Origin of the sequence: Thiorhodococcus drewsii AZ1 (assembly GCF_000224065.1) — a bacterium.
Lineage (GTDB): Bacteria > Pseudomonadota > Gammaproteobacteria > Chromatiales > Chromatiaceae > Imhoffiella > Imhoffiella drewsii.
This window is the reverse complement of the sequence record NZ_AFWT01000003.1, coordinates 32405-45927: the sequence shown is the minus strand read 5'-3', so window position 1 is coordinate 45927 and position 13523 is coordinate 32405. Positions and strand designations below refer to the sequence as shown.

The 13523-nt window shown below is 63.0% G+C and carries 13 protein-coding genes; 10 read left to right on the top strand and 3 right to left on the bottom strand.

All coding sequences use genetic code 11. From position 1 onward, the window contains the following. Nucleotides 1–104 precede the first annotated feature (104 nt). From THIDRDRAFT_RS02580 to ubiB, 10 genes are all read left to right on the top strand, one after another. Nucleotides 105–1328, top strand: coding sequence for a quaternary amine ABC transporter ATP-binding protein (locus tag THIDRDRAFT_RS02580; RefSeq protein WP_007039233.1), 1224 nt, complete (start codon nt 105–107; stop codon nt 1326–1328). Next, nucleotides 1325–2170: an ABC transporter permease gene (locus tag THIDRDRAFT_RS02575; protein ID WP_007039232.1), complete on the top strand. Its 846-nt coding sequence runs from the start codon at nt 1325–1327 to the stop codon at nt 2168–2170. The genes THIDRDRAFT_RS02580 and THIDRDRAFT_RS02575 overlap by 4 nt, the downstream gene beginning before the upstream one ends. A gap of 151 nt (nt 2171–2321) precedes the next feature. Then, nucleotides 2322–3170 carry a glycine betaine ABC transporter substrate-binding protein gene (locus THIDRDRAFT_RS02570; RefSeq protein ID WP_007039231.1) on the top strand — a complete coding sequence of 283 codons (849 nt, stop codon included), beginning with the start codon at nt 2322–2324 and terminating at the stop codon, nt 3168–3170. Between the two features lie 38 nt (nt 3171–3208). Beyond that, complete coding sequence (locus THIDRDRAFT_RS02565) at nt 3209–4651, top strand: carbohydrate porin (protein WP_007039230.1); 1443 nt, start codon at nt 3209–3211, stop codon at nt 4649–4651. Between the two features lie 184 nt (nt 4652–4835). Continuing rightward, nucleotides 4836–5381 (top strand): ATP-dependent protease subunit HslV, encoded by a 546-nt coding sequence (gene hslV / locus THIDRDRAFT_RS02560; RefSeq protein WP_007039229.1) that lies wholly within the window; start codon nt 4836–4838, stop codon nt 5379–5381. Between the two features lie 128 nt (nt 5382–5509). Beyond that, nucleotides 5510–6841: an ATP-dependent protease ATPase subunit HslU gene (gene hslU, locus THIDRDRAFT_RS02555; RefSeq protein ID WP_007039228.1), complete on the top strand. Its 1332-nt coding sequence runs from the start codon at nt 5510–5512 to the stop codon at nt 6839–6841. A 227-nt stretch (nt 6842–7068) separates the two neighbouring features. Then, the gene (locus THIDRDRAFT_RS02550) at nt 7069–7434 is read left to right on the top strand and encodes a gamma-butyrobetaine hydroxylase family protein (protein WP_007039227.1); all 366 of its coding nucleotides are present in this window, start codon (nt 7069–7071) and stop codon (nt 7432–7434) included. A 79-nt stretch (nt 7435–7513) separates the two neighbouring features. Next, entirely contained in the window at nt 7514–8263 is a 750-nt protein-coding gene (gene ubiE / locus THIDRDRAFT_RS02545) for a bifunctional demethylmenaquinone methyltransferase/2-methoxy-6-polyprenyl-1,4-benzoquinol methylase UbiE (RefSeq protein WP_007039226.1), read from the top strand. Further along, nucleotides 8260–8901, top strand: coding sequence for a ubiquinone biosynthesis accessory factor UbiJ (locus THIDRDRAFT_RS02540; RefSeq protein WP_007039225.1), 642 nt, complete (start codon nt 8260–8262; stop codon nt 8899–8901). The genes ubiE and THIDRDRAFT_RS02540 overlap by 4 nt, the downstream gene beginning before the upstream one ends. After that, on the top strand, nt 8898–10553 hold the full coding sequence (ubiB, locus tag THIDRDRAFT_RS02535) for a ubiquinone biosynthesis regulatory protein kinase UbiB (protein WP_007039224.1): 1656 nt from the start codon (nt 8898–8900) through the stop codon (nt 10551–10553). Before THIDRDRAFT_RS02540 ends, ubiB begins: the two co-directional genes overlap by 4 nt. A gap of 135 nt (nt 10554–10688) precedes the next feature. Here the strand turns inward: ubiB and THIDRDRAFT_RS02530 are convergent, their stop codons facing one another. Genes THIDRDRAFT_RS02530 through THIDRDRAFT_RS02520 form a run of 3 tightly spaced genes read right to left on the bottom strand, consistent with a single transcriptional unit; the run spans nt 10689 to nt 13433 of the window. Beyond that, on the bottom strand, nt 10689–11741 hold the full coding sequence (locus THIDRDRAFT_RS02530) for a cyclic nucleotide-binding domain-containing protein (protein ID WP_007039223.1): 1053 nt from the start codon (nt 11739–11741) through the stop codon (nt 10689–10691). Between the two features lie 40 nt (nt 11742–11781). After that, the gene (locus THIDRDRAFT_RS02525; RefSeq protein WP_007039222.1) at nt 11782–12567 is read right to left on the bottom strand and encodes an ABC transporter ATP-binding protein; all 786 of its coding nucleotides are present in this window, start codon (nt 12565–12567) and stop codon (nt 11782–11784) included. 11 nt (nt 12568–12578) lie between these two features. Further along, nucleotides 12579–13433 carry an ABC transporter permease gene (locus tag THIDRDRAFT_RS02520; protein ID WP_007039221.1) on the bottom strand — a complete coding sequence of 285 codons (855 nt, stop codon included), beginning with the start codon at nt 13431–13433 and terminating at the stop codon, nt 12579–12581. Between the last annotated feature and the right edge of the window lie 90 nt (nt 13434–13523).

Sequence of the window (13523 nt, the reverse complement as noted above, 5' to 3'; positions counted from 1 at the left end):
CGGAATACGCAGCAGCCTTCCTGGCTGCAAATCACGCTGTGGACGTTCGACACCGCACGAGCGCGCCATGCGACCGAATTCTTCCGCAAGAAATCGTTGGGGTCATGTCCGAAATACAATCCGTAAAGATCGCCGTTCGCGGCTTGACCAAAATCTTCGGCGATGCGCCCGAGGATGCCCTGGACCTCCTACACAAGGGCGAAACCAAGCAAACCATCTTTGAGCGCACCGGACAGACGGTCGGTGTAGCCGATGCCAACTTCGACGTCTACGAGGGCGAGATCCTGGTGGTCATGGGGCTCTCGGGGAGCGGCAAGTCGAGCCTGATCCGCTGTCTCAATCGGCTCAACGAACCGACCTCGGGCGAGATCCTGATCGACGGCCAGGACATCGTCGGACTGAAACACCGCGATCTGCTCCAGGTGCGGCGCCGCAAGTTCGGCATGGTGTTCCAGCATTTCGCGCTCTTTCCCCACCGCACGATCCAGCAGAACGTCGAGTACGGACTGGAGATCCAGGGCGTTGCCCCGGAGGAACGGGCCGAGAAGGCGTTGACCGCCCTGAGTCAGGTCGGCCTGGAGAGCTCGGTCGACTCCTATCCCGATCAACTCTCCGGTGGCATGCAGCAGCGCGTCGGGCTCGCCCGGGCACTGGCCGTCGAGCCGGACGTACTGCTGATGGACGAGGCGTTCTCGGCGCTGGACCCGCTGATCCGCCGCGATATGCAGCAAGAGCTGATCGCGCTGCAGAGCCGAATGCGCAAGACCATCGTCTTCATCACGCACGACCTCGACGAGGCGCTCTTTCTCGGTAATCGCATCATCCTCATGAAGGACGCCCGCATCGAGCAGGTCGGCACCGCCGAAGACATCCTCTCCAACCCCGCAACCACCTATGTCGAGCGTTTCGTGGCCGAGGTCGACAAGACCAAGTTGCTGACGGCCGGTGCCGTGATGCGCAAGACGCGCACGGTCGCCTTCGTCAACGACGGCCCACGCACCGTGTTGCGCAAGATGGAGGACGAGGATCTGAATCTGTTGTTCGTCGTCGAATCCGACTTCACGCTGCGCGGGGTCGTACGAGACGATGCCGCGCTCAAGGCAGTGCAGCGCGGTGAGCGCGGTATCCAGGAGATCATCGAAACCAGCATCGAGCCGGTCGGAATCGATACCCCAGTGCGCGAGCTCTTCGCCCCGCTGTCAGAGAGCAGCATGCCGGCGCCGGTCGTCGACGACGCGGGCAGGCTCAAGGGAATGGTGGTCCGCGCCTCGCTCCTGCAAGGGCTGGCCGACCAGAGCAGCGCCACGACCACTGAGGAAGCCGCATGATCGATATCCCACGCCTACCGCTCGCCGACTGGATCGACGAAGGACTCGACGCACTGACCGACCAGTTCGCGCCCGCCACCAAGCTGGTCTCCGATCTCGTGGAGACCGGGATCGAGAGCGCGGTCGACGGACTCATGTGGCTGCCGCCCTGGTTGACCATCCTGCTCGTCAGCGCGCTCGCCTGGCGCCTGGCCGGACGACGCACGGCGCTGCTGTCGCTGTTCGGATTCGCTCTGCTGTGGAATCTCGGTCTCTGGGAACCGACCCTCCAGACCCTGGTCCTGGTCCTCATCGCAACCCTGGTGGCGGTGGCCATCGGTGCCCCCTTGGGCATTCTCGCGGCCATCTCGGGCGGGGTCTATCGGGTACTGTTCCCGATCCTCGATTTCATGCAGACGATGCCCGCCTTCGTCTATCTGATTCCGGCCATCCCATTCTTCGGCCTGGGTCCGGTGGCGGCGGTCTTTTCGACCGTCATCTTCGCCATGCCTCCGGCGATCCGGCTCACCACGCTCGGCATCCGGCAGGTGCCGGCCGATCTGGTCGAGGCTGCCGACGCCTTCGGCTCGACCAAGTGGCAGAAGCTGGTGAAGGTCCAGCTGCCGCTGGCGATCCCGACTATCATGGCCGGCATCAACCAAACCATCATGCTTGCGCTCTCGATGGTCGTAATCGCTGCCATGATCGGCGCGCAGGGTCTCGGCGGCGAGGTCTGGCGCGCGATCCAGCGCAACGAGGCCGGCATGGGATTCGAGGCCGGCCTCGCCGTGGTGGTACTCGCCATGGTCCTGGATCGCATCACCCAGGGCATCATCCGCAATCGACGCAGCCCCGCAAACTGATTCCTGCAGTCCATCCCCCTCGTTTTGCCCTGCGGGCGGCGAGGGTGACTTTTCGGCCCGCCCCGCATGGGCCGACTCCCTTGAAGCAAGGCCGAACCGCGTCATCCGGACGCGCGAGGTCGAACGCCACATCTCAGAGGAACTCATCGTCATGATGCAGAAAACCGCCATAGCAATCGCCGCAACAGCCATGCTGTCCATCGGCTCCACCGCGCTCGCCGCCGACAAGGGCGAGGTGGAGCTAGCCTATGTCGAATGGTCGAGCGAGGTCGCCAGCACCAACGTCGTCAAGGCGGTGCTGGAGGACATGGGCTACGACGTCAAGATCACCGCGGTCTCGGCCGCCGCCATGTGGCAGGCGGTCGGCACAGGCGACGTCGATGGCATCGTCGCCGCCTGGCTGCCGACCACCCACAAACACTATCTGGAGAAGGTCGCCGACAAGGTCGAAGATCTGGGTCCGAACCTGGACGGCACCCGCATCGGTCTGGTGGTTCCGGACTATGTCGAGATCGACTCCATCGAACAGCTGAACGCCGCCGCGGACAAGTTCGACGACAAGATCATCGGCATCGATCCGGGCGCCGGCCTCATGAGCAAGACCGAACAGGTCATCAAGGACTACGGACTGGACGACATGAAGCTGGTCGAGGGCACCGGCCCCATCATGACCGCCGTCCTGGGCGACGCCATCGAGGATAAGGAATGGGTCGTGGTCACCGGCTGGACCCCGCACTGGATGTTCGCCAAGTGGGATCTCAAATATCTGGACGACCCCAAGGGCGTCTATGGCGGCGAGGAACAGATCCACACCGTGGTGCGCAAGGGGCTGAAGGAGGACATGCCGGAGGTCTACAAGGTGCTCGACAACTTCAGCTGGACGCCCGACCAGATGGCCGAGCTGATGATCTGGAACCAGGAGAAGCACGCCGATCCCTACGCCAACGCTCAGCGCTGGGTGAAAGAGCACGCCGACACTGTGTCGTCCTGGAAGCCCTGACCGACGTCTAACGTCGCATCAAGCAAGTGAGTAAGCGCATGACCCTGAACCCACCGTCTCACGTAAACAAGACCTCCGCCCTCGTCCTCATGGGGGCCATCGCCATGCTGCCAGGCTTGGCTGCAGCCGCGACCACCAGCGACCTGGAGCAGCGGGTCGCCAACCTCAAACGCCAGCTCGCCGAGGCCGAACAGGCGTTGGCCCAGTCCAAAGGACTGCCCATGCAAGCCGAGCCGGCTCCAGTGGCGGACGCCCCGCAGGAAACGGAAACGGCCAGCGCAGAGGCCGAAGAGGATAGCGGCTTCCATGTCGGCCCGGTGCAGATCAACGGCACCATTCGCGCCAACTATGTCCTCGGCAGCTACGAGGGCTACGACAACGGCCCGAACCGTGGCGGCAACGGCGGCAACGTGGAGCTGGACACGCTCAGTCTCAGACTGGCGCTCGATTACAACAACATCATCGGCGCGCTCGACTACCGCTGGTATCCGGCCGGCAACGGGACCAACTACAGCTTCCTGCACACCGCCTGGCTCGGCTACCGCTTCGCGGACGACAGCCAGGTCCAAGTCGGCGTCAACCGCGTGCCCTTCGGTCCCACAGCCTACGGAGTCTCGCAGAGCTGGTTCTTCGATCAGCATTACTACGTGGGCCTCTCCGACGACATGGATCTGGGTATCAAATACACCACCTCCATCGACAACTGGACGTTCGACTTCGGCTATTACGCCGCCAGCGAGGGCAGCTATCTGGGACGCAGCCTGAACAGCGCGCGCTACAGCTACGACGCGGTGCGCTGGACCGAGTCCGTGGACGAGAACGGCAACGTCATCTACGGCGGTGCGCACAACGGCTACGATGAACGCAATCAGTTCAACGTCCGCGCCATCTACAGCTTCGAGGACGTAGCCGTTCCGACCGATGTCGGCGTCTCGCTGCAGTACGGCCAGCTCAAGGGACAGCGCACGGACGACGGCAGCCATTGGGCCGCCTCGGCGCACATGATCAACCGTTACGACAACTGGACCCTGGCGACCCAGCTGACGCGCTACGAGTACGACATCGATAGCGACAATCCCTGGGGCACGGACACCCTGGTGCCCATGGGCGCCTACGACTTCGCCTGGCCGGTTGCCGCCAAGGCCTGGATCCCGGCCGTCTCGCTCAGCTACAAATACGAGACGCCCAAGATCGCCTGGCTCGACTACGTCCTGCCCTATGTGGAGTACAGCAGCATCGTCAAGGACGAGGACGACTTCAACAACAGCGACATGTTCGTGGTCGGCGCGGCCTGGGCGAGCGGCGGCTGGTACATCTACAGCGATCTCGCCTATTCCAACGGCAACTACTTCGTCGGCAACGAGGGCCCGCATGGCAGCGCCGACGACTATGGCAGCATCTATGGCGTGGGCGATTTCGGTGCCAACGGCAACGATGAGTGGAATTACCGGCTCAATCTGAATCTCGGCTACTACTTCTGATCTGAAGGTTCCCATCCCTAGGGAGAGCAACTCCGCGCCTCTCCCGGCCCTCTCCCTCTCAATGGGGAGAGGGCTCCCACCGCTCGAATCCATCGCATCCCCGGTCCAGACGACCTCCCTGACGAGTCAAGACCTGCGGATCGTTATAGAATCCCCCTTCTACAATCGCTAACGAAGTCTGATCATGGAAAACTTTCGCGGCACGACGATCCTCTCGGTCCGACGCAATGGCAAGGTCGTAATCGGCGGCGACGGTCAGGTCTCGCTGGGCTCGACAGTGATGAAGGGCAACGCGCGCAAGGTGCGCCGTCTCTACAAGGGGCAGGTGCTGGCCGGATTCGCGGGCGCGACGGCCGATGCATTCACCCTGTTCGAACGCTTCGAGGGCAAACTTGAAAAGCATCAGGGCCACCTGACACGCTCGGCCGTCGAGCTGGCGAAGGACTGGCGAACAGACCGCATGCTGCGCCGGCTCGAAGCGCTGCTCTGCATCGCCGACGCCAAAACCTCGCTGATGATCTCGGGCACGGGCGACGTGGTCGAGCCGGAGCAGGACCTGATGGCGATCGGCTCGGGCGGCTCGTTCGCACTCTCGGCCGCACGCGCATTGTTCGAGAACACCGAACTCGACGCGCACCAGATTGTCGAGAAGGGTTTGCACATCGCTGCCGACATCTGTATCTACACCAATCACAATCTGATCATCGAGGAGCTGGACGCGGAGTCCTGAGAGACCCGCCGACCCGCCACCTTGCAGAAACGGCGCGCCAACCGCAGCTACCGCCTTACGGCGCCCAATCTATTGAGCTAGGTTCCCCCGCCGCCCGTCGTGGGCGGCCCATTCGACGGACAGTCATCATGTCTGAAATCACCCCCCTACGTATCGTCGCCGAGCTCGACAAGCACATCGTCGGTCAGCACGATGCCAAGCGCGCCGTGGCGATCGCACTGCGCAACCGCTGGCGCCGCGCGCAGATCCCCGAACCGATGCGCTCGGAGATCACACCCAAAAATATCCTCATGATCGGCCCGACCGGCGTCGGCAAGACCGAGATCGCACGCCGCCTGGCTAAGCTGGCCAACGCGCCCTTCCTCAAGATCGAGGCGACCAAGTTCACCGAGGTCGGCTACGTCGGGCGCGACGTCGAGTCGATCGTCCGCGACCTGGCCGACATCGCCGTCAAGATGGCGCGCGAGCAGGAGATGGATAAGCAGACCGACCAGGCCGAGGCGGCCGCCGAGGAACGCATCCTCGACGCGCTGCTGCCACCGCCTGGCGGCTTCGAGGAGGAGAGTCGTTCGACCGCCAGCAAGGCCACCCGCGAGAAGCTGCGCGAGAAGCTGCGCTCGGGCGAACTCGACGACCGCGAGATCGAGATCCAGGTCTCCACGAGCCCGCTCGGCGTCGAGATCATGGCCCCGCCCGGCATGGAAGAGATGTCCAGCCAGCTCCAGGGGTTGTTCAAGAACCTCGGCCAGGATCGCACCAAGCGACGCAAACTGCACATCCGCGACGCACGCCAGATCCTCAAGGAGGAAGAGGCCGCGAAGCGGGTCAACGACGAGGAACTCAAGCTGCGCGCGATCGAAAACGTCGAGCAGAACGGCATCGTCTTCATCGACGAACTGGATAAGGTCGCCAAGCGCGGCGAGGGCATGGCGGGCGCGGACGTCTCGCGCGAGGGCGTACAGCGCGACCTGCTGCCGCTGGTCGAGGGCAGCACGGTCTCGACCAAGCATGGCGTGGTGCGCACCGATCACATCCTCTTCATCGCCTCGGGCGCCTTCCACCTGTCCAAGCCCTCAGACCTGATTCCCGAGCTCCAGGGCCGTCTGCCGATCCGCGTCGAGCTGAAGGCACTGACCACCGAGGACTTCGTGCGCATTCTCACCGAGCCCGACGCCTCGCTAACCGACCAGTACCGCGAGCTGCTGGCGACCGAGGGCGTGAGCCTGGAGTTCACCGAGGACGGCATCAGCCGCATCGCCGAGATCGCCTGGCAGGTCAACGAGCGTACCGAGAACATCGGCGCGCGTCGTCTGCATACCGTGATGGAGCGCCTGCTGGAGGACATCTCCTATAACGCCTCCGAACTGGACCGGGTGACCGTGACCATCAACGCCAACTATGTCGACCAGAACATGGCCGGCCTCGCGGCGGACGAGGATCTGTCGCGCTACATCCTTTGAGTGTCACCAGCGAATCCAGCCACCGAGGATGCTCGACCTGGACAACGAGAGGGTCGCGTGACGGCTGGCAGGGGTGTCGACAGCAGGGATGCTGTCATCAAGCCTACAGGGATGTATTTACGGCGTCCCCAGCCAGCCGTTACCCGACCCGAGAGCAACCAGCTCATCGTTCGGGCTGGGGAACACACATCTCAAACCTCTAACGACCATCGCCGATTCTGACCATCATGACGACAGTACCCACCGAACTGAATCTGCACCGCCAGTCGCGCGTGCTGGAAATCGCCTACCCGGACGGCAGCCGCTATTCGCTGCCCTGCGAGTATCTGCGCGTCTATTCGCCCTCGGCCGAGGTCCAGGGTCACGGCCCGGGACAGGAGGTCCTCCAGGTCGGCAAGGAGGACGTGGGCATCGACCGCATCGAACCCGTCGGCAATTATGCGGTCTGTTTGCATTTCGACGACGAGCACAATACCGGGATCTATTCCTGGGACCATCTGTACCGGCTCTGCACCCAGCAGGAGCAGCTTTGGCAGACCTATCTGGACCATCTGGAACAGACGGGCTACCAGCGCAAGTCGCGGTCGTCCTGACGCATTGATGTAAACTAAGCTGTCACGCGCCGGGCGCCAGAAGGCGCCCCGCCCTCATTTCCGCTATCAGGCCCACAGCATGTCAGACCAGAAAACCACCCATTTCGGCTACCGACAGGTACCGGTCGGCGAAAAGGCCGCGCGAGTGCGCGAGGTCTTCGACTCGGTCGCGTCCCGTTACGACCTGATGAACGACCTGATGTCGCTCGGTATCCATCGTCTCTGGAAGCGTCACGCCATCGAGCTGGCCGGCGTACGGCGCGGACAGCAGGTGCTGGATCTCGCCTCCGGAACCGGCGACCTCGCCGACCGTTTCGCCGGGATCGTCGGCCCCGACGGTCTGGTCGTGATGTCCGACATCAATGCCGCCATGCTCGGCGAAGGACGCGAGCGCATGCTCGATCGCGGTCGCGTCGGCAACCTGCAATACAGCCTCATCAACGCCGAGAAGATCCCCTTCGGCGAGGATCGCTTCGACTGCGTCACCATCAGCTTCGGCCTGCGCAACGTCACCGACAAGCAGGCGGCCCTGAACGAGATGTTCCGCGTCCTGCGTCCGGGCGGCAAGGCGCTGATCCTGGAGTTCTCGCACCCGCTCACCAAACCGTTGAGCAAGGCTTACGACGTCTATTCATTCTCGGTGCTGCCGACGCTTGGCAAGCTGATCGTCAACGACTCGGGTAGTTATCGCTATCTGGCCGAATCCATCCGTATGCATCCAGACCAGGAAACGCTGCGCTCCATGATGGAGACGGCAGGCTTCGAGCGCTGCGAATACTTCAATCACACGGGCGGCATCGTCGCCATCCACCGAGGTTACAAGCTGTGAGCGAGGGCATTCAGATCCCCGATGCCTTGCTGGCGGTCGTCGAGCAGGCGCTCAACCGCTACATCGAACTGGACCCGGAGGGCTCCGCCGCCTTCGCCGCGCTCGCCGGACGCATCATCGGGATCGAACTCAAGGGGTTCGGCACCCGGGTGACCGTCATCCCCAGCGCGCGCCGTCTACAGGTATTCGGAACCTACGAGTCCGAACCGGACTGTCTCATTCGCGGCTCGCTACTCGGGCTCGCCCGCATGGGCATGGCCGAACGCAAGGAGACCCAGCTGATCTCGGGCGAGGTCGTGATCGAGGGCGACACGGCGCTCGCGCAGGACTTCAGCGCCGCACTCGCCGCACTCCAGATCGACTGGGAGGAGCAGCTCGCCCGCGTCATCGGCGACCCCTTCGCCCGTCAGGTCGGCAACCAGGTGCGCTCTGCCGAACGCTGGGGTCAGCGGACCTCGGACTCCATGACCGACAATTTGCGCGAGTATCTGCAGGAAGAGCGCCGGCTGCTGCCGACCCGCTACGAGGTCGATGCCTTCCTGAGCCAGGTCGACAGTCTGCGCGATGACGTGGAGCGGCTCGCCGCCCGCATCGAACGGCTCGCCCCGAATACCACGGAGTCCGGCAACCAGCCATGATCGGTCCCCGTCAGGCACTGCGCCTTCTGCGCATCAACTGGGTTCTGCTGCGTCACGGCCTCGACGAAGTCGTCCTCGCGACCCATCTGTTCCGACCGCTGCGCTGGGTCAAATATTTCCTGCCCTGGCACTGGGTGAAGCGCGACTTGCCGTCCTATCCGGCGCGGGTGCGTATGGCGCTGGAGGACCTGGGGCCGATCTTCGTCAAGTTCGGCCAGATTCTCTCGACCCGACGCGATCTGCTGCCGGACAACCTGGCGGTCGAGCTCGCCAAGCTCCAGGACCGGGTCCCGCCCTTCGGCGGCGCCGAGGCGCGAGCGCTGATCGAAAAGGCCTGGGGCTGCTCGGTCGACGAGGTACTGGACCAGTTCGACCCGATTCCCTTGGCCTCGGCCTCCATCGCCCAGGTCCACACCGGTCGTCTCAAGGACGGCACCGAGGTCGTGGTCAAGGTGCTGCGCCCCGGCATCGAGCGCACCATTCGACAGGACTTGGGGCTCATGTACACCGTCGCCCATCTGGCCGACCGTTACTGGAAAGACGGCCGCCGGCTGCGTCCGATCGAGGTGGTGCGCGAGTACGAAAAGACTATCTACGACGAGCTCGACCTACAGCGCGAGGCCGCCAACGCCTCGCAGATCCGCCGCAACTGGATCAACAGCGAGATGCTCTACATCCCGGAGGTCTACTGGGACTGGACCCGCTCCAACGTCATGGTGATGGAGCGCGTCTACGGCACCCCGGTGAGCGACGTCGAAACCCTCAAGGCCCAGGGCGTGAGCATGAAGCAGCTCGGCGAACGCGGGGTGGAGATATTCTTCACTCAGGTGTTCCGCGACAACTTCTTCCATGCCGACATGCATCCGGGCAACATCTTCGTCGAACCCTCCGGGCGCTACATCTCGATCGACTTCGGCATCGTCGGCACCCTGACGACCGAGGACCAGCGCTATCTGGCCGAGAACCTGCTCGCCTTCTTCGAGCGCGACTACCGCCGCGTGGCCGAGCTGCACGTCGAGTCCGGCTGGGTCCCGCCCGGCACCCGGGTCGACGAGTTCGAGTCGGCCATCCGCACCGTCAGCGAGCCCATCTTCGAGAAGCCGCTGGCCGAGATCTCGTTCGGACATTTCCTAGTCCGGCTGTTCCAGACCGCACGGCGCTTCAACATGGAGATCCAGCCGCAGCTGGTGCTGCTGGAGAAGACCCTGCTCAATATCGAGGGACTGGGACGTCAGCTCTATCCCGAACTGGATCTCTGGACCACGGCCAAGCCCTACATGGAGCGCTGGATGAAGGATCAGGTCGGTCTCAAGGGGCTGTTCGACCGCACCAAGCGCAACCTCTATTCGGTCGCCGACCAGGCACCCGAGCTACCGCTGATCGCCTATCGCATGCTGATGACCTACGACAAGCGTCTGCGAGCCGCCGAGCATGCGTACCGAAGTCACCAACCTTCGCACGAGAGCCAATCCCTCGGCGCGTCTGGATCGGCCCGGCTGATCGGTGGGGCCACCCTGCTCGTCTGCGGCACATTGGTGCTGCTGCTGGGGCCGGGACAATGGTTGCAAGACTCGGTCGGAGCGGCACTGGTCGCCTTCAGCTACCTGATCGGGGCCTGGCTGTTCGTCTCCGCAGCGCGTAGCGGCGCCTGATGTGCGAATGAATGCGCCCTACGACCTGGACGCGACGCCAGGTCGTAGAGACATGCCTGCACAAGCCAGCCCATGTCCAAGTGCGCGGGACTCCCGGACACTCTCAGCTGAAAGCTGGCAGCTGACTCTCCCCAATCACTCCACCGGTTCGGTCAGCGGATCGCTCCAGGCGAGGACGCCGCCGGCCATGCTGACCACGTCGAAACCGAGCTGACTCAACTGGAAGGCGGCCACGGAGCTGCGCCGGCCGCTGCGGCAATAGGCGACGTAACGGGCGGCGCGATCGAGTTCCTCGACACGCTTGCGCAGTTGCGAGAGTGGTATGAGCAGTGAACCCGGAATGTGCCCCTCGTCGAACTCCTCCTCCAAACGCACGTCCAGTGCGACATAGTCGTGCTCGATCATGGCCTTCGCTACGGGAACATCGACCTCGCGCACCAGCGGCTGGGCCATAAGCGAGGAGAAGTCGTCGCGGAGCAGTTGAAGCAAGACGCCGTCCTCCAGCATACGCACGGTCACCGAGCTGGTCTTGCCGGTCAACAGGCTCTCCTCGCCGAAGGCGTCGCCGCGCTCCAGTTCGGCCGCCTTCATCGGAATCCCCTCCTCATCGTCGATCTGCCACAGCTCGGCACGACCGGCGACCAGGACGTAGAAGGCATCGGTCTCCTTGCCCATGCGCACGATCTCCTCACCCGCCTGAACCCGACGCTCACGCAGGCTGGTCAGGGCGCGCTCGGCGTTCTCCAGCGGAATACGGCGGAAAGTCGCCGTGTCGCGCACCAGACGAAGATGGTGGTCGCGATTGGAATCGGGCGCGGCGAGACTCTCGGCGACCTCCTCCAGCGTGAGGAGATAATCGGCGAGCGCGGTGTCGATGTGACAGAGATAGGCGTCCTCCAATGCCTCCACCCCGAGCGTCGCGGGCAAGGTCGGCAGCAAGACATACCCCAGATCGTCTGCGGCAATCTCCTTGCGATCTCCATCGACCCCGATGATCGCCACGCGGCCAACGGCGACATAGAGCCGGTCTGGCAGTTCGCTGCCGGTGAGCTGCAAACGCTCACCCTCGTGCAGCTCGAACAGACGGAAGATCTGCAGGGATTCGAGCAGTGCGCGTTCCGAGATGCCGGGAAAGGCATGAAAGCGCTCGCGTAGAATCCGGATCAGGTGAGTGGTCTTGATGCTCATGACAGTCTCCGTCAACTGGAACGCGCAGGATATTCAGTCGTTATGGGGCCTGTTTGGATCGGTCTTTCGCGTTTTCGCGCTGCGCCTCATACACCTGCAACACCTCCTCCGTCGGTCCGCATTCGACGATGCGGCCATGCTCCATCAGGATCGCCTTGTTGCACATGTTGCGAACGAGATCGTTCGCATGGGACGAGAGGACGATGATGGAGACCTGCTCGGTGAAGCGGTGCAAACGGGCGCGGGCCTTGTCGAGAAACGAGGCATCGCCGGCACCGATGCCCTCGTCGAGCAGCAGGATGTCAGGCACCACCGAGGTGGACACGGCAAAGGCGAGGCGCATCTGCATGCCGGCCGAATAGGTGCGGATCGGCAAATTGAGGAAGTCTCCGAGCTCGGTGAACTCGGCGATATCGTCTATGCGCTCCTTGATCTGACGACGTGTGAGACCGAGAAAGAGTCCGCGCAGGACGATGTTCTCATAGCCCGTGCTCTCCTGGTCCATGCCGAGCGCGATGTCGAACAGCGGCACGGTGGCCCCCTCGACGTTGACTTGACCGCAGTTGGGCTCGTAGATACCGCCGAGCACGCGCAACAGGGTGGTCTTGCCGGCACCGTTGTGTCCAACCAATCCCAGCCGATCGCCGTTTTCGAGCTTCAGATTGATGTCCTGCAACGCCTCGACCACCGAGATACGCTGCGAGACCGTATCGGCCCGAATCTGACCCCCGGTCGCACTCTGGATGAGCCGATTCTTAAGCGAACGGTTGGAGGCGCTGTAGACCGGAAAGGAAACGGAGACGTTTTCCAGCTGGATGAATGCCATGTGTGCGCCCCTCAGACCCAGTAGGCGATACGCCAACGATAGGCGGAATAGAAGAACAGGGTGACGGCCCATCCGACCAAGCCGAGCAGCAACACGGCCAGCCAGTGCTCCAGACCGGGGGGCTGCCCCAACATAGGCGCACGAACGATCTCGACCATGTGATAGAAGGGATTGAGGTCGAGCAGCAAGGCGCGATCAGGCAGCATCGCGGGGTGCCAGATGACCGGAGTGATGAAGAAAAACACCTGCACCACACTGCCGATGATGAGCGGGACATCCCTGAATCGCGCGCTGAGCAGACCGAAGAAGAGCGACATCCAGAGACCGTTTGCGACCAGCACCAGAAGCGCGACTGGAACCCACAACAGATTCCAATTCAGATCGATGCCATACCAGAGCGCAACGCCGAAGAAGATCCAGATGTTGTGGGCGAAGATGATGAGGTTAGACCAGATACACTTGTAGGCATAGATGGAAATGGGCGCATTGAGCTGCCGAATCATGCCGTCCGAAACGATGAATGCCTCACAGCCATCGATGATCATGGTCGAGACCAGACCCCAGATGACGAATCCGGCCGCCAGGAAGGGTAGATATTCGTGCAGATCTTGGCGGAAGATCTGACCGTAGAGCAGGCCCAATGCCATCACCATGATACCCATGGAGATGGTGATCCAGAAGGGCCCCAGCTTGGAGCGTCGATAACGGCGACGAATGTCCTGGAACGCCAGGGTCATCCAAAGCTCGCGACGCGCCCATCCATCGCGAATGTCGCGAATGGCCTTGTCGAACTGATCGCGTCGCAAACCGTGTCGAAATTGGAGCAGAAGAGGCGATTCGCCTCCGTGGGGAGCAGTGGTTGACATCTAACCCTTCCGAGAAAAAACGGCGATCAGGTGTCGGGGGTCGATACGCCCATGGCGGAATCCTGATCGGTTCATTCCAGCCTTCGACAT